At 50.6% G+C, this 21,439-nt stretch carries 21 protein-coding genes; 4 read left to right on the forward strand and 17 right to left on the reverse strand.

Annotated elements, in window-relative coordinates:
• Positions 1-715 precede the first annotated feature (715 nt).
• A complete protein-coding gene (locus tag Pr1d_RS15005) occupies positions 716-934 on the reverse strand; it encodes a hypothetical protein (protein WP_148074282.1) in 219 nt (72 codons plus the stop codon).
• Between the two features lie 284 nt (positions 935-1,218).
• Positions 1,219-2,247 carry a tyrosine-type recombinase/integrase gene (locus Pr1d_RS15010; protein ID WP_210417726.1) on the reverse strand — a complete coding sequence of 343 codons (1,029 nt, stop codon included), beginning with the start codon at positions 2,245-2,247 and terminating at the stop codon, positions 1,219-1,221.
• Between the two features lie 333 nt (positions 2,248-2,580).
• On the opposite strand from Pr1d_RS15010, the gene Pr1d_RS15015 reads away from it, so the two are divergent.
• Complete coding sequence (locus tag Pr1d_RS15015; protein ID WP_148074283.1) at positions 2,581-3,363, forward strand: hypothetical protein; 783 nt, start codon at positions 2,581-2,583, stop codon at positions 3,361-3,363.
• 30 nt (positions 3,364-3,393) lie between these two features.
• On the opposite strand, the gene Pr1d_RS15020 is transcribed toward Pr1d_RS15015, so the two are convergent.
• Both Pr1d_RS15020 and Pr1d_RS15025 read right to left on the reverse strand, forming a co-directional pair.
• Positions 3,394-3,807 carry a hypothetical protein gene (locus Pr1d_RS15020; RefSeq protein WP_148074284.1) on the reverse strand — a complete coding sequence of 138 codons (414 nt, stop codon included), beginning with the start codon at positions 3,805-3,807 and terminating at the stop codon, positions 3,394-3,396.
• Positions 3,808-3,817: 10 nt separating this feature from the next.
• Entirely contained in the window at positions 3,818-4,528 is a 711-nt protein-coding gene (locus Pr1d_RS15025) for a ParA family protein (protein ID WP_148074285.1), read from the reverse strand.
• Between the two features lie 958 nt (positions 4,529-5,486).
• On the opposite strand from Pr1d_RS15025, the gene Pr1d_RS15030 reads away from it, so the two are divergent.
• Positions 5,487-6,857: a replication initiator protein A gene (locus Pr1d_RS15030; protein WP_148074286.1), complete on the forward strand. Its 1,371-nt coding sequence runs from the start codon at positions 5,487-5,489 to the stop codon at positions 6,855-6,857.
• Positions 6,858-7,343: 486 nt separating this feature from the next.
• A complete protein-coding gene (locus tag Pr1d_RS15035; protein WP_148074287.1) occupies positions 7,344-7,976 on the forward strand; it encodes a hypothetical protein in 633 nt (210 codons plus the stop codon).
• Here the strand turns inward: Pr1d_RS15035 and Pr1d_RS15040 are convergent, their stop codons facing one another.
• Positions 7,977-9,584, reverse strand: a complete 1,608-nt coding sequence (locus tag Pr1d_RS15040) for a TraM recognition domain-containing protein (protein ID WP_168205248.1) — start codon at positions 9,582-9,584, stop codon at positions 7,977-7,979.
• A complete protein-coding gene (locus Pr1d_RS15045) occupies positions 9,581-10,363 on the reverse strand; it encodes a hypothetical protein (RefSeq protein WP_148074289.1) in 783 nt (260 codons plus the stop codon). The genes Pr1d_RS15040 and Pr1d_RS15045 overlap by 4 nt, the downstream gene beginning before the upstream one ends.
• Before the next feature lie 252 nt (positions 10,364-10,615).
• Between Pr1d_RS15045 and Pr1d_RS15050 the strand changes: the two genes are divergently transcribed.
• A complete protein-coding gene (locus Pr1d_RS15050) occupies positions 10,616-10,816 on the forward strand; it encodes a hypothetical protein (RefSeq protein WP_148074290.1) in 201 nt (66 codons plus the stop codon).
• Positions 10,817-11,036: 220 nt separating this feature from the next.
• On the opposite strand, the gene Pr1d_RS15055 is transcribed toward Pr1d_RS15050, so the two are convergent.
• The 11 genes from Pr1d_RS15055 to Pr1d_RS15105 form a co-directional block, all read right to left on the reverse strand.
• Complete coding sequence (locus Pr1d_RS15055; RefSeq protein ID WP_148074291.1) at positions 11,037-11,246, reverse strand: hypothetical protein; 210 nt, start codon at positions 11,244-11,246, stop codon at positions 11,037-11,039.
• An 83-nt stretch (positions 11,247-11,329) separates the two neighbouring features.
• Positions 11,330-13,567 (reverse strand): hypothetical protein, encoded by a 2,238-nt coding sequence (locus tag Pr1d_RS15060; RefSeq protein ID WP_148074292.1) that lies wholly within the window; start codon positions 13,565-13,567, stop codon positions 11,330-11,332.
• Between the two features lie 43 nt (positions 13,568-13,610).
• Positions 13,611-14,810 carry a hypothetical protein gene (locus Pr1d_RS15065; RefSeq protein WP_148074293.1) on the reverse strand — a complete coding sequence of 400 codons (1,200 nt, stop codon included), beginning with the start codon at positions 14,808-14,810 and terminating at the stop codon, positions 13,611-13,613.
• Between the two features lie 91 nt (positions 14,811-14,901).
• On the reverse strand, positions 14,902-15,396 hold the full coding sequence (locus Pr1d_RS15070) for a hypothetical protein (RefSeq protein WP_148074294.1): 495 nt from the start codon (positions 15,394-15,396) through the stop codon (positions 14,902-14,904).
• Positions 15,397-15,572: 176 nt separating this feature from the next.
• On the reverse strand, positions 15,573-15,776 hold the full coding sequence (locus tag Pr1d_RS15075) for a hypothetical protein (RefSeq protein ID WP_148074295.1): 204 nt from the start codon (positions 15,774-15,776) through the stop codon (positions 15,573-15,575).
• Positions 15,777-15,779: 3 nt separating this feature from the next.
• Entirely contained in the window at positions 15,780-16,979 is a 1,200-nt protein-coding gene (locus Pr1d_RS15080) for a hypothetical protein (RefSeq protein ID WP_148074296.1), read from the reverse strand.
• 169 nt (positions 16,980-17,148) lie between these two features.
• The gene (locus Pr1d_RS15085; protein ID WP_148074297.1) at positions 17,149-17,496 is read right to left on the reverse strand and encodes a single-stranded DNA-binding protein; all 348 of its coding nucleotides are present in this window, start codon (positions 17,494-17,496) and stop codon (positions 17,149-17,151) included.
• Between the two features lie 66 nt (positions 17,497-17,562).
• The gene (locus tag Pr1d_RS15090) at positions 17,563-18,414 is read right to left on the reverse strand and encodes a radical SAM family protein (protein ID WP_148074298.1); all 852 of its coding nucleotides are present in this window, start codon (positions 18,412-18,414) and stop codon (positions 17,563-17,565) included.
• Positions 18,411-18,662 (reverse strand): carbon storage regulator CsrA, encoded by a 252-nt coding sequence (gene csrA / locus Pr1d_RS15095; protein ID WP_148074299.1) that lies wholly within the window; start codon positions 18,660-18,662, stop codon positions 18,411-18,413. Before csrA ends, Pr1d_RS15090 begins: the two co-directional genes overlap by 4 nt.
• A gap of 71 nt (positions 18,663-18,733) precedes the next feature.
• On the reverse strand, positions 18,734-19,093 hold the full coding sequence (locus Pr1d_RS15100; protein ID WP_210417727.1) for a DUF488 family protein, N3 subclade: 360 nt from the start codon (positions 19,091-19,093) through the stop codon (positions 18,734-18,736).
• A 1,404-nt stretch (positions 19,094-20,497) separates the two neighbouring features.
• The gene (locus tag Pr1d_RS15105; RefSeq protein WP_210417728.1) at positions 20,498-20,977 is read right to left on the reverse strand and encodes a hypothetical protein; all 480 of its coding nucleotides are present in this window, start codon (positions 20,975-20,977) and stop codon (positions 20,498-20,500) included.
• Positions 20,978-21,439: the final 462 nt, after the last annotated feature.

The following is a 21,439-nucleotide window of genomic DNA, read 5'->3' on the forward strand; positions in this document are numbered from 1 at the left end:
TCGTCGGAAAGAGTGCCGAGTTACTCATTCCGCACCGCAAAGAACCGATTATGCTCGACGTGGCCCGTGTCGACCTCCTCAGGCATAGTCCTCCCAACAGGGAACCAGTCGTGCAAAAATAACCACCAAAGAACCAAGTAGATTAACTAGGTGGAAATGATTTCAGTCATCCGCATGCTGATCGACTTGCTGTTCCCTCACCACCCTTCTTCCTCATCATCGTCCTCCTCTTCCAAGTTTCGCTTCCACCAATTCGCATCGGCATCCGACATCCTCAAAGGGGCATGGCGACAGAGTCAGTCCCTACTGAAAGTGACTTTGATGCGAGTTTGTAAGTAGGCAGTTCCATGTCAAGAAAGCGCGATTGGAACCACGATTGCGACCCAGCAGTTCTCCGGTCGCTAGCGTTGCTTGAGAGCCTATCCTAGGTAAGAGAGGTGCTGCTCGGTGTCCACAAATCGTCAAGCCACCGGTTTCTGCCAGGTCATGTTCGAGTAGTTCGAGGAAGCGTCAAAGTATATACCACATTCGGGGCCCACGACATCTTTATTATTCTAAGCAATCCAGTAGACTCCGATGACGTCGCTGAGATGATCGTCCGGAAATGGAGCTGATCTGCGAAAAGCTTCTGTTACTGACATCGAATACCACTGAGGCGTATTCATATCTAAGGGTGAGGCCAACGACGTGCAGAACGCGACCTTTACCCAAACCTTCATTCTTCGTTCACGAAACAATGACTATCTTCACACAAGGGGCAGACCCCTAAGTGGGTTTGCCAATCAAACACCGGATCAGATTTTTCGACTGCTTCGGCATACGAATCTTCATAGCTTTGTACGTGATCCACTGCGTACCAATCGGCAGGAATCTCGTCTACACCATCAAAGTCATCGCGATCACAAAACAGACAGCCTAAGCGTATTTTTCCCATGGGAACCTCCTTACTAGTGGTCAGAGTGGCCACCGAATCAATGAACCTTCAAAAAATGCACGTCGCCGGTCTCGGACAAGAGCAAGATTGCTCCTCTCCGAATGGGCACTAAGCCAGAGGTTCTTGAAAGAAGTTACCCTACTGAATGGAACAGCCCAGTGTAGCGCGTTCTCAAACCTTACTCAAACCGATTTCAATAGGTTCACAAACAGAGAATGCTACCTGCCCTGAAGACGACAAAGTCATGTCACTGACTATAGACAAAAGGAATCAACGGCTTGGCATCAAATCTGAATCTTTTCAATTTCATCGAGGCTGATTGTGTCTGAAGTGCGGTCATAGAGTTTGGTGCTTCGTACCGATTCATGGGCAGCAATTCGCTGGGCGTGTTCCAGTAGTCCACCCCCTTGCAAATAGGCTGTGATTCCCGTTGCCCGGAATGTATGACAACAGACTCGCGAAGAGAGTCCAACTTGACGAGCGCGCCGCTTGATCATGCGGAGCACATCGACACGGTGCATTCGGCATGTCGTCAGATTACTCCAGCTATCAACTGTGCGAAACAGGGGACCTTGAGCCTCGTCACAGATACCAGCCCGCTGTAAATAAGCATCGACGTATTCTTCGGCATTATGGTGGACAGGGACTTCATGGTGCTTGCCCCCTTTTTCGTGTAGGCGAAACCACATGCGTCTTCCTTGCGAAAAGTAATCACCCACATTCATACCGACGGCAGCTGAAACGCGTGCAAAGCTATAAACCAGCACACCGATCAGGGCCCGGTCTCGAACCCCAGTAATCGTTCGTAGATCGATGCCATCCAGCAACAGTCGAGCTTCTTCTGCTGTAAGGACTGGAGTTTTTCCTTTTTTCACAACATGCTTGGGTCCTCTCACTGATGCGGCTGGATTCACCGGGACGACCTGTCCTGTGACAAGGTAATCGAATAGGGATCGAATTGCTGCTAAATGAAGTTTTACTGTGGAAGGACTCAACTCCTGCATAAGTTGTTCGATATAACTGGCAACTGCGAACGGTGAGATTTGAGCCAACTCAATCTGGTATTGATCACACCAAGCGAAGAAACGTCCTGCAGCACGGGCATAGGCATCGCGAGTTCCACGATTACGAATTCGCGCCGCGAAGAACTCTAAGAATCTATTGCAAGAGTCGCTGCCTGCTCGTTCAATGAGCGATGGAAGCAAGCCTACCGAGATAGCGACTGGTACATATTCTACCTGAGTTATAATTGCGGGAACGTTCTTCATCGATAAAAGTATGATGGCACAGACAGGGAGTTTCAAAAAGGACATTTTGCAACCCCCCCACGTTTTATCCATAGAGGAATAATAGGGGTTACTCTTGCTGCTAATCAGCACTAAGCCCTTTGAATGATTCAACAATTCCCTTGGTAGACAGCTCCCAAGCGGAGTCTAAGAGTCGAGGTCCCAGAAACCACTTTCGACTGTCACTGAACTTCCACGACCCTGTTAAGTCGCCAAGGAACAAGAATAATCTGAAACATCCTCAAGACAGAGTCTAACCGTCTAAGAAAAACAGGGGTGCGTTAGACTTATTTGTCGTGCTACTCTCAAGGCATGAAGCAAACCTCAGCCCACAAGCAGAAGTTCAGCCCCAGAAATGCTATGATTCTCACCACTTACGAGGAACTGGAAAACTTTGTGCGAGCTTTTGCTGAAGGGCATCTGAATCTGGTGATTCTGGTGGGTGCGCGTGGACTCGCTAAGAGCAGAATTGTGCAAAAGACCCTCGCAGGTGACACCTGCTGGATTGAAGGCAATGCCAGCCCCTTTCGCATTTACGTGGAACTCTACAACCATCGAGACCAGTTTATTGTGATTGATGATGTTGATTCTCTCCATGCGGATAAGAACGGAGTCCGACTCCTCAAGAATCTTTGCCAGACCGAACCTGAAAAAAAGGTTTCTTGGCATACGGCTGCCAAAGGGCTCGAAAAAGAAGGGATTCCACGAGAATTTATCACCAGTAGTCGAGTCGTCATTATTAGTAATGACTGGAAAAGCACCAATCGCAACACCGCAGCCGTCGAGGATCGTGGCCAAGTACTAGTATTCCAGCCGACCGCAATTGAGGTTCATCTCAAAGTCGGAGAATGGTTTGATGATCTGGAACTTTACAGTTGGATAGGCGAGCGACTCGATCAAATCGCCTCGCCGTCAATGCGACTCTACTACCGAGCCCGCGAACTAAAGAACGCTGGCCTCGATTGGAAGCGAGTAATTCCCGAATCCATAGGGAATCAGCGGACCCGCCTTACCTTGGAACTATTGGTTGACGAAACTTATCCGACACAAGAAGCCAGGGCCAAGAGTTTTACCCTCCAGGGAGGTGGTTGCCGGGCAACCTATTTCAATTATGCCAAGCGGCTCAAATCGGTTCTCTCCTAAGGTGAAGCCTACCGGTCTTTAGTCATTCTATTAGGAGAGGTATCCCAACTGCTTGAGAGCCAACGTAATGCCCAGATCGGCAATTTCTTGTTCGTTCGCTGGCTCCCCCACTCCCAACTTCCCATACCGCTCTTTTCGTTTCTGGCCATCGGCCGCGTCTCGTAAGCTGAGACTCGTCGTATCTCGGAGACCAATCGTATGCCGTACCCAGATGGGTTTCACGCTCGCTACAAAACCGGCGGACTGTTCGCTGTTCAGCGAAATCGAAGCATCTACTTCGGCTTGTGTGTTGACCGGTTTTCGTTCTTGCGAAACTTTTGGGGAATCAACAACTTTCAAATGAGACTCCGACTCGGGCTGCGGAGCAGCTGGAGTTGCGACAAGATTCTTGCGTAATTCTTTGGCAGCCGTGAGTGCCTCATCCATCGACCGTTTTTGTTTCATGCTTTCCTCCTTAACTATTCGCAGTAGATGCTTGTTGTTGACTGTGTCGGCCAATGCTGACGATCATGTCGCTCAACAACTCGGCAAACAATGCATTCAAATCTTCTTGTGCCGGAGACCGGCCCCCCTGAATGACAACAGTTCCATTAATTCTAGCTGACTGAAATGCTGAGAAGTCGACCCGGACCTTTTGCCTCATCACCCTTAGATTTGGACAAATCGAATGGATCAGATCCACTATACTTTGTGGATCACGTCCAGTCCGCGTCCGACCATCCAGGCAGTTGATAATGACCCGTGCTTCCAGGAGTGGATTTTCCAGTCGGGCTTCATCGATAATCTCTTCCACGACGGTTAACGGCTCAATGGCATCAAACTCGGGTTTAACTGGAATGAGTACGAAATCGCTGTGTTTGAGTAGTTCAATGTTTGTTTGTGCCGTACTCTGAAAACCACCAGGTGCATCGGCCACGGTAAAATGAAATTGTTCGGCCAGTTGTGGCAACAAGTCGCGTAGCTCAGCCGAGTCTGCCGGCTGATAAATGGGTATCTCTGGTTCCGCCTGCCCTACGCTCGTGGTGAGCGATTTGTTGCCATAGGCCCCAGCATCTAAGTCGATAGCTGCCACGTTATGACCTTTTTTGTGGAGCCAGACACATAGATTACTAGCGATGGCTGATTTGGTCACGCCTCCCTTACTGTGTGCGAAGGTAATATTCATGCTTTCACCCTGACACAGAAATGTCGGATCTCGCAAGAGGCTTTTTGAACGATACCTCGTCCGGTCGCGCGACCGCAAGCACGAACGTGCGGTCGCAGGCAAGTTAGCACGACTCTTCGACCGATGTCGCTCTCAGGCTCTCGATTGACCGCTAAAACTACCGATCTCCTTCTCGGTGGGGGTATCCGGAACTCGAATTCTCCCGAGATCGTTGGAACGTTTGCTGGAGAGAAAGCCTAAACGCGAGTTCGATCACTCGTTACACCCACAAAACGCGGGTGACAACATGGCTGCGGGTGGGGAATGGCCCAAACGGTGCAATGACTAGGCGACGCTTATCTGCAGCGGTCTCTCCCAACCGGGGTCCACACACCAACCGCCAAATCCCTCAAGCGGTACTCGTCGAAGAGGCCAGGGGACATTCTCGTTCTGGGAGACCTTATAAGTTAAAAAACGAGTCGGAACTAACTCCCTCGCCACCTCTAAACCTCTTCCTTCTTTGAATTACCGATGCGTGGCCTGCGAAATGGGAGATTGCCAACCGTGTTAAGCATTTATCTAGAAGCTTTCCCCATATTTGCCCAGCCAAGTGAACCATCCCCAGTTGTGGCAACCAATCCAGACTTTATGATTCACCAAGACCATTCTTTTTTCTCTTGCCATCTACCTTCATTTTGGGCTAGCGTCTAGTTCAAGTTGCTTAAACCATGATGGGGCTCACACCACGTGATTTGACTGACGATAGTACACGTGATTTGACTGACAGAACACGTGACCTGAGTGACCATTGGGCTGTGATTTGACTGACGAAGACTCGTGATGTGACTGACCGAACCACGTGACTTGACTGACCAAACAGGCCCAAAAGGGGAACGTGATCAAAGGGTTACGAGCCCTAAACGAATAAACTTAGATAAACAGATCTTCAACTGGTGTTGATTTTTCTAAGTGGAGGGAAATGAAGAAACACAACGCAGTACCTAAGCGACCTTGTCTTTGTAAAGATGAAATGAATTTGGCTGAGTTCCCCCTGGCTGTGATTGGTACTCGACCTCCTCTTGGGATCAAGACGCTCAGTTTTTCCGACGAAATCACAGACCCCTCCACGGACCAACGAGTTAGGCGGCAGTGGACGGTTACTGGCTCGGATCTATTGGGGCTTCCCACCTCAGTCGATGAGGAAGTTCTTGTCGGTTGCCTGAAACTTACCAAGACCTACGGCATGCAGCTCCGCAAAGTTCCGTTTACCGCTTATGAATTTCTCGAAGAACTTCACTGGGCCAGAGATGGAAAAAGCTATCGCCGCTTGACAGAAAGTCTTGATCGCTGGACAGGGACAACCGTGCTTTCCAATGATGCCTTTTGGCACAAAGGGAAACAAAAACGAGTCAAGGATACCTTTAGTCTCCTCGACCGCTGGAAACTCCAGGACGAAGAAGCCACCTACGAAGGCAAGCAAGGCTGGTTCATCTGGGGCGACTTCATGTGGGAAAGCCTCCAATCTGGCAATATTCGCAACCTTGATTTTGACTTTTGGATACGTCTCCAGAGTCCCATTTCCAAGCGATTGTTTAGACTGCTCGATAAACGGTTTTACCGGCGCAAAGAGGTCCCCTTTCCACTCAAGCAACTTGCCTTTGATAAAGTAGGTGTGAGCCGCAAGATGCATACGGGACAAGTCAAGGCTACCCTCTCCAAGGCCCATGCCGAATTAGAGGAGAAAGGGTTCTGCAAGTCCAACTATGTCCGACGAGGTCGTGGGGATTGGGAAGTCGTCTACACTGATCTCCGCCAGGACCAGCTTCCCCACAAGGCAGACCACTCCGATCCGCTGGCTGAAAAGCTATTAGAGCGAGGGATAGAGAATGCAGCCGAATTGTTAACCAAATACTCACGTAAACGCATCTTGTCTGCCCTTGAGAATTATGACGACCGCCGCGCCCATGGTGAACATTTGGGACCTGGGTGGCTTGGTAGCTGTATTATCCGTAAGTCCCCTTTTGCGTTTCGCAAGGGATATCAATCCGAGTCCGAGCGAAAGGCTGAGCTAACCCGCAAGCGAGAAGCCAAGCAGAGGCAGGCACTTCGGCAAGAGCAGCAACAGTGCAGTGCCACCAAGCAACAGGCATTGAAGGATATTCGTTTTCGTAAATTCCTTGCACACCTCAAAGCGGAGGGCAACTTTGAAGAATATTTACAGGAATCACTCCACAGAGGTCTCTTCAAAGCCTATTACGAAAAGAGTGTCGCGCGAGGCGATTCTGCAGAAGCGAGGATGTGGGAGCTAAGCGCCATGCGTACTCGTTGGGAGAAGTTAGGTCGCCATTAATTTCCCTAACTCATTCTATCACGCCAGCTGCAAGAAAGCTGAGAGAGAAAGGACGCGGCTTCGCCGCGACTTTGTCTCATGTTTGCGTTTTAGGAGGCATGACTCATAGCCAAATGTTGGAATTCTAGAAATCATGCGTAAAGGATTTGATTTGCAAACAGATATCGGCGATAATTCATCTGCCTGGTGAAACGGAAGGAAGCTCTGGAGGCGTCCAACTTCCCGAGGGTTAACTAGGTCTCGTAGCCAAACTTTTTTGGCAGCGTTCTAGTGAGCGGCTCTCGTCCATCGTGGGGAGAGTCGCTCTTGTTTTCTCATGGAAGGTTTTTCGACTTCCTATCCTTGTGCGGCGGATATCGAAGTCTCAAAGGTAACAAATTGTCGACTAGCCGCACATACTCTCCACCAAACTCGGTTGGACTTACCGCCAACTTAACCATCCCCCAAAACCTACCGGCCAGTTCCTGTTCTCACGTTCAGTTCACCATGCCTACCATACTTGACCATCACGAACAGCTGATTGAATCGCTCACCAGAGACGTGCGATTTCTCTCGGTCTCTCAGATTGCTCACCAATGGTACAGCGGTGAAGAGGGAATTGCCCATGAAATGATCAGAAAGCTTGAAGAAGCTCAATTGGTGGTTCGCGAATCTCATTTGCTTCATCCAGAGCTGGAAATCAAAGGTCCCGAATTTACGTGGTCCCCAGGGGATCCGGAGCCTGACCTGGGACCCGTTGCCTATCGGCTCCGCAAACGGTGGTGCCTGCAGAAACAGATGATGGATCTTATCTTTCCCACTAAAGGGGCTTGTGAGCATTTTGGAGGTGTTCGTGTTCGGCCCCGGGCGAGCGAATTCTCACACGACCTGCATCTGGCGGGGGTCTACCTCTTTTTGCACAATCACGTAATCCCCGGTTCTGATCTGCACTGGGTTTCGGGTGATATGCTTCGTTCGGACGGGAGCACGGGAGATTATGGAGGCCACGTCCCCGATGCTGTGTTGGTCAACGCCCAAGGGCAACTGCACAGCATTGTCGAAGGGGGAGGGAGCTACGCTCGGACCAAACTAGCAGCTATCCACCGGGAGTATCGTGAGCGGGCTTACCAGATCTGGTAGTTACATCGTTCCACGCTCTTCGGCCTCCAATCGCTCTCTGAGTTGGGTAAATCGCCCCAGTCGCTGCTGATGTTCCGCTGACTTATTGGCTTCCAAGTGCTGAGAACGCCACAACGGCATGCTCGATAGTACCCGGCCATGGCGAGCACTGGGAGTTGAAGTCCCCGAGGTCTTGGGCAAAGGCTGGGCACGGAACTGTAAATACTCGGCTTCTGAACATAAGAATTTGGTCATTAAAGGAATTGGCTCGCGATGCCCTTTGCCATCCTCGATGATCGCCAGGCAGGCACCTGCGGTGGCGGAGATATTGAGAATTTCTGATTTGGAAAGTTGAGTCGTAATATTTTCGCTTTCCGATTCACTCCCGAGTGCCGCACGCTGCTTGACTCGAATGCTCTCTTTCTGCTTCGTGCTTTTGAGTCGCCGGGTAGTTTCTCGGCTGAACGTCAAGAGTTCCTCAATATCCTGCTTCCCCGTTACCGTCTGATAGATCTTTAACGTGCAGTTGTCTCTCACAGTGGCGGACAAATCGAGATCTCGCGTCTTAAGCGATTCGGTGGTTTGATTGGCCAGATAAAGCGAGAGATTGTATTTTCTGGCACCTGTCAACAAGGCCTCAAAGGAAGCACCTGCGATCTGTTGAAACTCGTCGACAAACACATGGACATGGGGCTGGGGCCTATTGCCTTCCTCCCCCGATTCACGTTGTTCGTAGAGCGTCATGGCTGCATTGACCGTGGAGTACAAGACAAGCCCTGCGATCTGTCTGGCAGTGGTCGCCTCGGCGATGGAGGGGACGAACACATAAATGATGTCTCGATTTTGGATCGAGTTTTTGAGATTAATGACGTCCTTGTCTTGGGGTCCCGGCTGCAATTGGGGATATTCGAGAAGAAATCGGAAGATCCCTCGGATCTGTTCCGCATCACGAATGTTCTGTGTATCTGGGTTTTGCAAATAGCGATCCACTTCGCGGAGTGTAATCTCTCGACCACTCTGTTTTTGGGCAACAAGTCGCTCACAAATAGAAAGCATCAACAACAAATTTCTTTGGCTGTACCAGCTTCCCCCATAAGCGAGACCATGATCGAGTGAAAAGGCTTCGAGAAACAGATTGCACAAGCGGATAATGCGGTAACCATCTTCGGGAATACTCTGGAACGGATCAAACTTCTGCGAGTGATTAGCGTCGAGCGACAGAAAGCGAAATTCCCGCTCAGGATCTGCCTCCGCTAAACTCTTGACCGCATTGAACAGGGCCTTATCACCCCCCAGATCGACGATCACGATCGCATCGCGTTCCAGACAACTTTGTTGCTCCCCATCCTTGGCCTGCCAAGCGAGCGTATAAGGCTTCATCAAGTTCGCCACTAGCGGGAGGATCAAGCGACTCGTTTTGCCAGAACCGGTCTTGCCGCGCAGATGCGTGTGTCCCGACTTGAGAAGCTCACGCGAGACGATGACCGGATCGCCTTGCTTACCAAGTTCTCTCGGGGATTGGTCACTTCTCCACAGATCTTGCAGGGAGAGTTCCGGTTCCTCCTTCTCATCATACATCCACTCCCCCAGCGTGATGGAGTGACCGGTATCGAATAGTTTCTCCGTCACTTCCATACCTTTTTCTCGTACTGCTTGATCGCTTCGGGATAGCTCTGTTCGGTAGGAACGACCGTCACGATAAAGCGGGCTTGATTATCCAGAGGTAGCTTTCCCCCATAGCTTTTTTGCAAGAGTTGTTCGATCTCGTTTTTCTTTTGCTTCGTTTGCACGATCACCGCCACACCATAACTTCCCTGGTCGATCCACTGGTGGAACTGCTTGGCATACTTGGTCAGAATGCTCTTGAGTTGGTCGCGAGCGTTTTTCTTTTCGGCACGACAGAGATAGAGACGAAAGAGAACGTCTCCCCCTTCTTCCTGGGAGATGGCATGGAAAAAGTTGTGATAGGGTGGGTCGATCCCTTCCTCGGCAAACAGGGGCTCGATCTCTTCATGGAGCGCAAAATACCTCCGCTCGGTATCGAGGCAACAAAACCATAGTCGCGCCAGATCAACTCCCGCCGTGAGCTTGTGCTCGGGATGCACATAGACACTTTCAGCAAAAGACCCCTGTGGCTTGCTGATCTTGGTCGCTGCTGAATCGCTAGTTGCAGAATTCTTCTTGGAACTTTGCGGTTCGACCAGCCGGAGAAGTTTGCCCGCTGACACCAGCTCGCCTAAAGCTTCCGTGGCTTGCTGTATACTGGCATGATGATCTGGACCGACCTCAGCAGAAAAGAATAGCCGCTCGACAACATGCGGCGTGGTGATGCGATACCGGTCGACATGACCCAGGATTCTCTGCGACAGGGTTCCTCCGCCTGTCTTGTCGAAAAGCAAGGATGTCATGGAATAGGACTCGCTTTTTCAAGTGTAGCCGCTGGATGGTTTGCTAACCGCCATGGAACGCACCGCTGGCCCCCAAGCTCGCAACATACCGGGAAACCGAAGATTTTATCTATTAAGACCAGGATTGCCCATTGGGGAAATCGTTCTAAAATTGGCTTTTAAGGATGGCATTTTAGAAGTCGCGTTCGGCTCGAGTTGCCATTTGCGCTGGATCCGATAGTCTGGCGGTCCACTTCGTGCCAGGAGGATTCTATGATCGACCGAGAAATATTTAATATCTTACGCAATCGCTGGGTGCTACTGGGAATCTTTCTCCTCTTGCTTCCGACCATCTTTGAATTGCACCAACAGCTGGCCAGTACGGGACTCATGGATCTCCCCACGGCGATTGCTTGGATTGCCACCGGCGGCCTGGGACTCTATCTGGGTCTCCGTCGCTGGGAAGATGATTGAGAAACTAGTTGGCAACTCACGTTGCGACTTGCCAAAGCACCTCGCATGGGGCTGAGAATTTCTGGCAAGTGGTCACTCCTGAACAGAGCATGGTAACGGAGAGAGTCTGGAGGTTCCCAAGGGAATTGGGAAAAAGAGTTCTTTCGACATGCTCTGATGAAAAAAAACTCACTCCCCTGAAAAGGAGAGTGAGCCGACCAGATGTTTCCTGTAGAAAACATTAGCCTAGCAAGTAGATAGCGCGCATCAGACCGACACCGACCAATACCAAGCCCGTACCGATGAGGGCCGTTTGCATGATAATTCCAACTACGATCCTGAGAGTTTCTGTAAGATAATACAGATCTCTGGCGTAGTTGTTGTCGTTTGCTTGCCGACGCTTTCGCTTTCTAATTGCCCGACGTCCATTTCGATTGTACCCATAGTCCATAGGTGGCTCCTCCTTGAAAAGATTTTTTGCACCTTCGGAGAGAATTGCTGTGGCAAATCTCCTACATGAAGCGCTACAAAAAATCAGTAATCGATTGGTGGACAGGCGTTTTCATCCCAGGCCCACGGCAGAACCTGGGGCGCCAATACCACGGGTTGAATCGCTTGCTTTCGTTGGGGTTCCACCTGTCGAACCGCTGGTTGCTGGCGGAGGGTGGGAGCCTCTGTTTTCTTTGGAAAGGTTTTCTTCTTTGCAACCTGCGGTTGAGTAGCCGGCTCTGGCCTACTCGCAGACGGGACTATCTTAGCTACGACTGGCGTCACCTGCGGGGCCTCCTGCTGGGAAGCTGGGACTACGACTTGCAGCGGCTTGACCGGTGCCGAACGAGCCGCCACTTTGGGCTGGGTTGGTGTTGGGGGGGGCGTCTTCGCTGATTGTCGAGGGACCTTGGTTTCCACGCGTGCCGAATTACTCAAAGGCTCAAATTTCTCATTGGCCTGCAGTGGCAAGGGGAGGCGAAACCAAGCTTGGCTCTGGTCCCGTGTCTTGCTCTCGGTCGCCTCATCTCCAAAACGAACGGGAAGTGTGTAATAGGCATCCTTTCTGATGCCGGCCCCGATCTGAACCACATTGATTTTGATGGGGCCGCCGACAGCGCAGTAGACGTTGATCCAGGCTTCGAGCTCGTCAAGATACTCATTCTTCACAACGACCATTTCCCAGTTTTCTCCAAAAGCGTCTCCCGGATGATCTCCTCCGGGAAGCGTCACACCGTAGCGAATATCCTTCAGCAGCCAGGCAAACGGTGTCCGGCGATTGTCGTAGGCCATCTCCTCCGCAAAATCCGGATGCGAGAAATGCAAGTCGGGATCCGTAAAGGTAAGGAGACTTCCATCGACGTTCCACCGCATTGCGATCAAAGTATGGGTTTGGGACTTGAGGGCCTTCTCAAACATTTCCTCGGCATTGGTGGGTGGATCGACTTCAAACAGGACGGGCTTGTCGCGGGGACGGCCGAGAAACACAATCAGCGGTATGCCCTCGGGATTTTCTTGTGCTGACAAGATCGTGGCGGGCCGCATCCCAAATTCCTCCTCAACCGGGATTGTCTTTATGTTCGGCATCGCTTGCGGTCTCATCAGATCAAACGCCGACTCCACCGAAGCTGTGATACGCAGTAGATGGGCGCCCCCTTGCTTACGGAATAGCTCACGCCAAAAATCCTCGACCGCCTCTTGATGGACGTGATCCACTCCCCATTGGGAATCATGGGCGAGTATCGTCACCAAGGCGTCTTTCGGCATGTCCTTGACCCCTTGAAAAAAAGGAGAGAGATGCGAGAGGGAGGATTTCCGTAGCGTGGCAAACGTCGGCACAACGCCCTGGCGCATCGAGAAACCTTGGTGATGAGGAGACCCATCATACACCGGGTCTCCCGCCAAAATCACCAGTGCCGGAAACGGCGTCGCTCTTACTGAGGCGATACTTGCTGCGACGCGCGGTAAGTCGAGCTGCAAGGATCCATTTTCTGGAGGCTCTCTGAAAAAGGGACCTGCTTTCGCTAGGGGTTTTTTCATCGAAGCTGTCCGCATGCGGATCGCGCTCGGTTCATCCCCCACGGTGAACGAGCAAATGGGTCGATGCGCGGGGCAGGCAAACAGATGCAGCACCGTCTTGGGAGGGGACTTGTGAATGATGCGATCAATTAGTTCAGCGATTTCTAACCGGCCCTCCTGAAATCCATCCGCCACGAACATAAAATACTCCCTCAGATCAGTATCAAAGGTAATATGTTGCTTTACTACCACCGAACCTGACGAGCCGATCTCATCCACAGCGTAAGTGAAATTCATTGTGACCGCTAAGATGAAAAGCAAACTGAGAGTGTGGAAATGCTTGATCAACTTTTCGACCATACATAGATTGAAAAACGGCGACAACCAAGAGAAGGAGATCAGCAACAACGGGCCCACAGAATCCGTTGAGACCTTTGTCCTCAGCATTTCTGTTGCGGGAGAGTTCTCCCAAACGGTCCAAGGGATAAGCACTGCCATCATGCTCAGCATTACACTACTGACCCTCCCCAGCCACTTCAGGAGGGGATTGCATTGGTTGGAGAGCATCCAAATAGCCCCGCTGGTGGCCACAAATCCTGGCAACCAGGGAGTGATCTCGAAGGGACCAAGCCTGATGCAGTCGTTCATCAGGCAGTTCACCAAAGAGCTACAAGCTGCAGCTTCAGAAAATACAGTACCCAGAAGAGCCACTGCTATCGCTGCCGCCAGCAACGAACTGGGATTAAAGAAATGAGACCAACGCATGGGAAAACCTCTCTTTCATAATTAGTTCACACAGGAAAAAACATTAAGCCTCCAACAGGAATGCCTGCTGCTGTCGCGCATTGAGATCTGCTTGGTAGGCAGCCGAAACATTTACACAGGTCAGTTCCAAATTCTGCTGAGCAGCCTGATAGGCCTTGATAGCACGCTCGGCACGTGCCTTAATGGACACACAGCTAGCGAGGGCCTCGTTGGCAAACCCCAATTCCGTTGACACATGTTGTCCCTCGGGAATCTCCAGGGTATCAAACGTGTAGAGCCCATTCACGCACGACTTGAGAAATGCCGCCGCAGCCGTGGTCGTGAACGCCAGGGTGAACATGGCCACTGCGACGTAACCGATCATGCCGGGATTCCACGGGGGTGCTGCCGATCCCATACTTGGCGGGAAGTCTTTGCTGGTCCCCAGGACCCACGCAAATGTCACCGGCCCCGCCATGATCAACAACACTGCCCCAACGCGAAACCGTTTGAAAAAACGACTCGCACCCACGGCATCTTGAGAAAAAGGGATGAACTTCAACAGCACGAACGGCCCCATCACGAAGCCGAACGTCAGGGCGAAGGCGATCATGAATTCGGTAAAGATGGAAAAATCGATCCGGACAAAATCCCCCCAAGCAACATAGGTATACACCATCCCACAGGTCGTTTCGGCGACACCTCCCACGAGGATCACCAAGGAGTAGAAAATAATTCCCACCACATCTGGAAAATTCCCAAAATCAAGAAGTGATTTCCAGGCTCCTTTTCGGATCGTCTTCTGATGGGGGGTGACCTTTATTTTCGAATTGGCATCTTCGACGGCTTTTTGGGCAGCCGCCAGCCACGGTGCGACTTCCAGCCTTACGCACTCCGCGACCTGAAGAAAGTAATTCCATTCAGGATTGCTTTCGTGCAGACTCGCCCCTATCGACTTGGCAGTTTCCTGACCACCCGGGGTCGAGGACGCAAATTTCATCTGATCTAAGGGAGTTTTCTCTACCCGAGGGGGCTTACTCAAAACCTTGTCGCTCGCTTCTTTTATCGCGACCCGCCGTACTGGACCCGTGCCATAGGTAACCGTGTAACCCTGACTGGTCACGGTTTCCTGACTGGGGATGTCAGAAGTGGCTTCAGAAGCATGAGGGTTTCTGTGGCTGCTTGCCTGCTCTTTGACGTCGGTATGCGTCGGTAAAGGGATTTCAGGAACCCCATTGAGATTAGTATCGAAAACGCTGATCATAATTTTTCTTGACTCCTCATAAAATTAAGTGCCAACAAGTAAAAATGCCTGGGATCTCGTGAGAGATCCCAGGACTTGGAACGTGCGTGAGTTAATCCTCCAGACCACCAAACAAGGACGCCATGCTGCTTTGCAGCGAACTGGCATCGCCATTGGCGTGGGACTTGGTCGACCCGTGTCGTAGCGTCCTTGGCCCGATGTGTTTTACAAGGGCCTCGGTAACAGCGAGCGACACGTTTCCGAACAAACGCCTTTCAGCCTCATTGATCGACGGATCATTCGAAAAATGATCCAGGAGCGTGCAACACCCCAGGATATTCGCGAACAACCCCCCGTTGTGAAGCGGAAACGTGCGGAGCGTTTTCTTTTTGCCGGTTCGATCTTGAGAGACTTTCGAGACCGAAGCAAAAATCGCTCCTTCATTTCCACTCCCTTGGGGAGCCTCCCACCAGGCTGCTTCGTACTCGGGAAATCCCGGTATCTGCAGAATCCCAGTCGGAAACTGTTGATCATTGTTGTTGGTCGTTTTCGGTGTTCCGAAAACGGGTGATTTATGCTTTGGATAGTTGCTTGACGTTGCAAACATAGCTATTCCTCCAATAACAGCCGACCTTGGAACGAAAGCGAATCTTCCGCTGGGCAGATCAGCAATTAGCCCATTCAAAAACGCGAACGTTTTTGAAAGAGACAATCCTTGCCATGGCACACTTTTCACCAAACCAATCAACAATTCACGCACACAAACAAAACTCAACATTGCATTCAAATCCCCAGCCGTTCCGCAAACCACGCCACAAGTTGGCGCATCAGGAGGAACAGCTGCCAAAAAAACCACAGCCCCATCACTCCGCCAAACAGTCGCGTAAACGCCTCGTTAAAAGCTGCCGTAGGAAACAACAACCCCAGTAGCAGCAGGACTGCCGCCGCTGACAGAAGTCGACTTCGGATTCGTTGATGGCTAATCATCGCTTATGCTTCCCATACAGCTCGGAGTGAGTGAGCCACACCTCGGACCGCAACCCACAACAACATGACCCACAACATTCCTGCCAAGAGTTCACCTGAGAATTGACTCCAATAAGACCCGATGCCCAGAACCACCCCCATCGCCAAAAGCAACGTGCCCAGGGGATTAATCCCTGCAACTCCGGAAGGAATCGAATTGCGACTCGCCGCATAGAGCCACCCGGCATAGTAGGTTTCTCCATCCTTGCCGAGAAAATAGTTCGGACAAAACCGCGCGACCCCGGTCGGCTGATCCGAACCATCTTCAAAAAGGTACAGGTAATCACTCCCTTGCTCGCGGGTCACCAACAACTGGCAGCGGCCATCTTCTCCGACCAGGGCCTCATGAATTTCAGTCCATCGATCAAACGTATAAGTTCCCCACAGCTGGACCGCACCGCTGGCATAAACCACCACGAGGCCCAGTAGCTCCGCGCTGATCGTCGTTTCCGCACTCATTAATTCCGACCAATTCCAGCATGGAGTAGGAATCCATAAGGCTAGCCAGACGCCCCTGTTCCGGTCGTGGAAATACTCCTGGACTTCACCAGTTCCCGCGATATGGACCACATGGCCCCGCCCATCAGAGCAAAGTTGCGAATGGTCCTCCAAAACCGTCATTCCCTCACCATCCGCCGCAAGAGATTGACTCTCAGATCGACCTCGCGCTATCGCTTCACCCTTGGCAGTGAAGGTAATACGAGAACCACCGATTGAGGCCTGGCAGATTCCTCGCGCCAGGCGGTGACAACGAAAATCGTTCGTCTCGGGGAAATAGCGAAAACTTTCCCGGGAACCGTTGTCACGCTTTATCTCGAACCGAAATTTTCCGTGGACAACCAGATTTCCCAAATCCGTGGGTGAACTCGAAATTCTGATAACCAACTCAATTCCCATGTCGCTTCCCAACTGGACCTCGATTGGCCTGCCATCCGCATCTTGGACGTGGAGAAGTCCTCCCGATTCAGGACGGATGTTTTTCAGTAAGGGATGGTGAAGGGGAATTGGCAACCACAAACTCGCAATCTCCCCTTCGCAAACATGCCACCACTGGGCGAATGATGGATGTGCGGTATCCACAGACCCAGGACCCCGCTCACCGTCATCCAATGCTGCGGCATTCTCTGTACCGTCAATTGCAAAAGTAGTAGTAATTAGGGACATGATTTTTTCCAGCGATTGGTTCGTCTCGCAATCGATCTGTACGAGTCAAACCGATTAATATTTCCCTCGGTAGCTGGCCTGGTCGACCCGACTGTGACGCTTCCTGGTGGAAGTACCCGACGTCATCAGCCGGCAGGCCAACTACTGGGGGGAACTCTAATGTGCGATGCTAGGCCGTTTTCTCAGCTGTCTCCTGTTGAGGTTTTGGTACTACTGCCAAGTGCGATGCGAGCACCGAATGTCGACTATGACTGACGCCTGAATCATCTTTCCAGCGCGATTGGCGCAGGCGACCAAAAACGACAATCTCGGTCCCCTTGGTGGCATTTTCTTCGAGTAGCATTGCATAGTTTTCACCAAAGATGGCCGCATCGATGAAGATCACCTCTTCTGGGCCGGGACCATTCACGGCAACCGATATCTCGGTGACCGTCACTGCGGCTTTTTTTTGCTGTTTCACTTTCGGATCGTCTACCAGACGACCGCTGATGATGACCGTTGCTTGTTGAGAATTCATTTTCAATACCTTTCTTTAATAAAATTCACGGGAGGGTAGAGTTGATGCTTTCTAGGGAACGAAGGTCTAGATTGAATTAAATCCTTTGGCACTGACGAGAACGCGCTCTTCACCTAAAACCAAACGAAACTGCGACAACACGCTCTCGAATTTTTCCATCGTGTTCCACTCTCCAAAACTTGCCTCTGCAAGCAGCTGAGGAAAACTTGTTCTTCGAGTGCGAAGACCGTGGGACCCATCTCCCAGGAGGTAGTGGTCCAGGATCACGCGATCACACACTCGTTCCAAACTCTCCGCGAACCGTTGAATATTTTCGATTGGACAAAGGGGACTGACAGTTGCCTGAGTTGGAACTCCTTGAGAGCGAAACTTGGCAAGCACCTCCATGCGTTTGGCTGGCGAACTTGCTTGAGCGGGAAATCCTGGAATTTGCTCCCTATCCGTTTCCACCGTGAGCGAGACCCAGAGCTTGGATTGCTTAGCTAACTCCGCAATCAAATCAATATCTCGGGTAATTAAAGTCCCGTGAGTTTGAATCACGATTGCATCAGGTGGACGGATTACCATCTCTTCGAGCAAGGCGCGAGTAACCTGAGCGCGCTGTTCCTGCGGACAATAGGGATCGGTGCTACTGGACATATAAATCATAAGCGACTTCGGCTGAGACCTTTGGGGCCGTTTGATGCGATCATAATCTCGCCGATAAGCTGTGCGGATATCCTGCTTAATGCCATAGAATCCCCACGATCGCCCTTGGGTAATCCAATGATTGTGTTGCGCGTAGCAATACGACCCACAAAGACTCCCAGAGAATCCGCAGCCAGCATAGGCATTAAGTGAATGCGTATAGCCTTCGCCTAGGAAACCACTCGTCCTAGTAAGAATCGACCTATTCTCGATGAAGGGAAACGTGTTCACTGCAAGTTCTCCCGATCCAGCTCTTGGACATTATCAAGCACATCTTGGAGCAGAGGTCGTCTCTTGGGATCCATTGAGTCGGAGTGATTTCGTAAAATTGCGTCATAAACTTCGCGGCGATGAACGGGCACTTCCCGGGGAGCTTTGAATCCCAGGCGGACCCTACCACCGCGAATTTCCACGACAACAATCGTGATGTCATCATTAATGACAATAGATTCATTTTTCTTCCTGGATAAAACTAGCATGATCAGGGATCCTTGAATTTTGGGGTCACAGCTTGTTGACTAATGCTTTTTGATCAGCCATAGGGGTACACTTAGGCAATGGGTAACTTAATCGTTAGGAGTGGGTAATGCTCTTGCATAAATCGAAGTGCAAGAACCGTATGACAATGGGTTACATCTGGATTCTGTTGGGTGGGACAGGAGCAGCCCAAAAAGACATCACCCTCCATGGCCAGCCGTGCCAGTTCATCAAATGCCCGACAGTCCTCGGAAAACCTTGCGTTAAGCAGGGCTCCGTATTCGTCAGCAAACTCGTCCCATGTGCAGTTGTTTGCCTGATAACGTTCGACCAACTCTTGAGTGGGTCGCAGACAATGCTTGGTATGTTTTCGAGTGTCTTGACGAATTGCACCTTCGGCAGCTTCTGGAGCCTCCTTGGGAAGGCTTTTCATGTATCGCATCTTATATCGAGTGAGCATTCTGAGTTTTCCTAGCATTTAGTTTTGGAAATGGTTATTGGAGTCAGTTTCTGCCCGGCTCCAGAATTCGCTGACAGGTAGGACATTGGCCTTGCCCGTCAAAGACTCCAGATACAGTCCGCAATCGATCAAGCATGGACTGAGGAATGGCAACAACTGAGATTTGGTGGTGATGAGGCGACCGACAGTGACGACGCTATACACGACAGACCGCGAATGCGCATTGGCGACACGCCTATGAAGGTGTGAAACGATACGATTTGCAACCGTATCAATCGCTTGGGCAAGAATACCCATCATGCATAAAGAACAAAGACCCATCACTAGGGAAGTTCTCCCGTGCAATAGGTCTTTTTGTGAATTCGGAAATTCCAGTGGTTGGTAAGACCACTGAGTGAAAGTGCAATCGCCTTTCCACTTAGGTAAGTTATATACACTCATCAACTTCAGGGCAAGTGTAATGAGTAAGAATTTAATCTTTCATTACGAATACAATTCAATGGTGCAGCTAGATCTCACCTGAAATGAAATAGCTGAACACTATCCCAATTTCTTACCTCTGCTCCATTTGTCATCTCATAGCACTTGAAGCGATCGGCCACAACATCTCTCTCTAATGTCTTGTCCACTTGAACTGCGTACCACAACAGTTTTAACCAGAGATGAGAACCAATTGATTGCCTACCAATTTCCATCCCAACATAACTTATCCTCTTGAGTCACTCATTTTATTGCCTCTCAATCCCTCACATTAATGGATGTCCAGTATTTCCTGGACCAAGATGGCAAGGTTCCTGTTCGACCAAGAGTATATCAATGGGTCAAGTAGTGTCCTACGGACTTATCGGCCTCCAGTTTTTGGACTATAATTCCTAGCGACATGCTCTTAAAAGCAGGAAGCATGAAGGGAGGTGTGTGCGATAGAACCGTGCAGCTGCAATACACCCCACAATTAACCCCCGTAGATACCTTGGCTGGAACTATTTCGCCTAGTATAAGGAGTAACATCTATTCACAGGAGTATCACCGGGCAAGAATAGACTTGCTGCCCCAATTATTCTTTAATCAACATCGAATGCCGCCATCGGAGCCATTGCGGAGTTACCGGCCCCGACCGGCGACCATACACATTAACCGGCGCCACGATGGCGGCATTCGATGTTGATAGGATTTAATTTGTCATGCTCATTTGTTGTTTGATGCTCATTTCTAGTTACCGGCAGTTTATTTAGTCATCCGATGGTCTAACTGGCTGGCAACAATTGAAGAGCAACGAGGCGATACTCCTTCTCAACAAGCTATTAGCAGCTACCGTCGGCATCGGTATGGTTTCAACCACCTGTGAGGTGATCTCAACGCCTTTTTCCATCAGCCGAGTCAAACCTCAGATGACTCTCCTCGCGTAAGCGCACATAATGTGCTCTTCAGCAAACACTTGTCGTCTATGCTGGAAATGTCCAACACATTAGGCATCTCAACCGCTTCTTCAGAAGCACGTGACAACTCCCTAGCATCTCGAAGTTTATCTCGGCGGCGAACTGTACTCCTCCGACTTCGCTCAGATTTTGCCAGCCATTCCTCCACCCCCAGAAATCCGGGATACCAAGGGGGCACCCCTTTATGGACGTAGTAATGTGGATGTTTATCTTGACTTCGACCCGATTGCATTGAGGCTTCGATTCGCCTGGCCGTCAGAGCGAAAAGTCTCAAGACCGGCGTGGGAATCGACATGGTCGTCCAAGGAATACGCTTCTTTACTGCGGGATCTCCTGTGCCAAACTCAGTACGAAAGACATTGGCGAAGTGAATTAACTCAGCTGGAGTTGGATTTGGCGGAAGAGCTTCGAAGACTGCCATGATGTTTTCGTTCACAATGTCCCTCCAATCAGAGCAGACGAAGGAGCAATCGTTAATTTGGACCACCCGACTAAACCATTCCTATTGCAAGACTTAGTTGATTGGCGATGGCTCAGAGACATCCCACCGCAGTTTCGCAGAAATCGAAACTGAGCTACTAATAGCTTTGCTACGTTAGAAGACTGAAGTGACCTGTTCTGCATCGGGCATGGACACGACCTAACTTCGCAGGTGCGCGAGATTAGACCATAGGTGCAAGATCGCTTGGATAGCACAGTCGCTAAGGGAAAAATGGACATCATCGCTCTACAAAATAGGTAGCCGTGCAAGGCTGATTTTGCTTTAGATGATTCCGCGACAGATTGGCCACTAGGAATAGTAGGTCCTAATGTGCTTAGCGTGAGAAACTGTCCGTATTATAACATCTCATCCAATGAATACAATAATAAGTACGCCAAAATA

The organism is Bythopirellula goksoeyrii, assembly GCF_008065115.1.
In the GTDB taxonomy this organism is placed as follows: domain Bacteria; phylum Planctomycetota; class Planctomycetia; order Pirellulales; family Lacipirellulaceae; genus Bythopirellula; species Bythopirellula goksoeyrii.

Bases quoted from the DNA above. Each gene is read 5' to 3' on its own strand.
- Pr1d_RS15005 (WP_148074282.1), bottom strand. From the start codon at position 934: ATGGGAAAAATACGCTTAGGCTGTCTGTTTTGTGATCGCGATGACTTT.
- Pr1d_RS15010 (WP_210417726.1), bottom strand. From the start codon at position 2,247: ATGTCCTTTTTGAAACTCCCTGTCTGTGCCATCATACTTTTATCGATG.
- Pr1d_RS15015 (WP_148074283.1), top strand. From the start codon at position 2,581: ATGATTCTCACCACTTACGAGGAACTGGAAAACTTTGTGCGAGCTTTT.
- Pr1d_RS15020 (WP_148074284.1), bottom strand. From the start codon at position 3,807: ATGAAACAAAAACGGTCGATGGATGAGGCACTCACGGCTGCCAAAGAA.
- Pr1d_RS15025 (WP_148074285.1), bottom strand. From the start codon at position 4,528: ATGAATATTACCTTCGCACACAGTAAGGGAGGCGTGACCAAATCAGCC.
- Pr1d_RS15030 (WP_148074286.1), top strand. From the start codon at position 5,487: ATGAAGAAACACAACGCAGTACCTAAGCGACCTTGTCTTTGTAAAGAT.
- Pr1d_RS15035 (WP_148074287.1), top strand. From the start codon at position 7,344: ATGCCTACCATACTTGACCATCACGAACAGCTGATTGAATCGCTCACC.
- Pr1d_RS15045 (WP_148074289.1), bottom strand. From the start codon at position 10,363: ATGACATCCTTGCTTTTCGACAAGACAGGCGGAGGAACCCTGTCGCAG.
- Pr1d_RS15050 (WP_148074290.1), top strand. From the start codon at position 10,616: ATGATCGACCGAGAAATATTTAATATCTTACGCAATCGCTGGGTGCTA.
- Pr1d_RS15055 (WP_148074291.1), bottom strand. From the start codon at position 11,246: ATGGACTATGGGTACAATCGAAATGGACGTCGGGCAATTAGAAAGCGA.
- Pr1d_RS15060 (WP_148074292.1), bottom strand. From the start codon at position 13,567: ATGCGTTGGTCTCATTTCTTTAATCCCAGTTCGTTGCTGGCGGCAGCG.
- Pr1d_RS15065 (WP_148074293.1), bottom strand. From the start codon at position 14,810: ATGATCAGCGTTTTCGATACTAATCTCAATGGGGTTCCTGAAATCCCT.
- Pr1d_RS15070 (WP_148074294.1), bottom strand. From the start codon at position 15,396: ATGTTTGCAACGTCAAGCAACTATCCAAAGCATAAATCACCCGTTTTC.
- Pr1d_RS15075 (WP_148074295.1), bottom strand. From the start codon at position 15,776: ATGATTAGCCATCAACGAATCCGAAGTCGACTTCTGTCAGCGGCGGCA.
- Pr1d_RS15080 (WP_148074296.1), bottom strand. From the start codon at position 16,979: ATGTCCCTAATTACTACTACTTTTGCAATTGACGGTACAGAGAATGCC.
- Pr1d_RS15085 (WP_148074297.1), bottom strand. From the start codon at position 17,496: ATGAATTCTCAACAAGCAACGGTCATCATCAGCGGTCGTCTGGTAGAC.
- csrA (WP_148074299.1), bottom strand. From the start codon at position 18,662: ATGCTAGTTTTATCCAGGAAGAAAAATGAATCTATTGTCATTAATGAT.
- Pr1d_RS15100 (WP_210417727.1), bottom strand. From the start codon at position 19,093: ATGAAAAGCCTTCCCAAGGAGGCTCCAGAAGCTGCCGAAGGTGCAATT.
- Pr1d_RS15105 (WP_210417728.1), bottom strand. From the start codon at position 20,977: ATGGCAGTCTTCGAAGCTCTTCCGCCAAATCCAACTCCAGCTGAGTTA.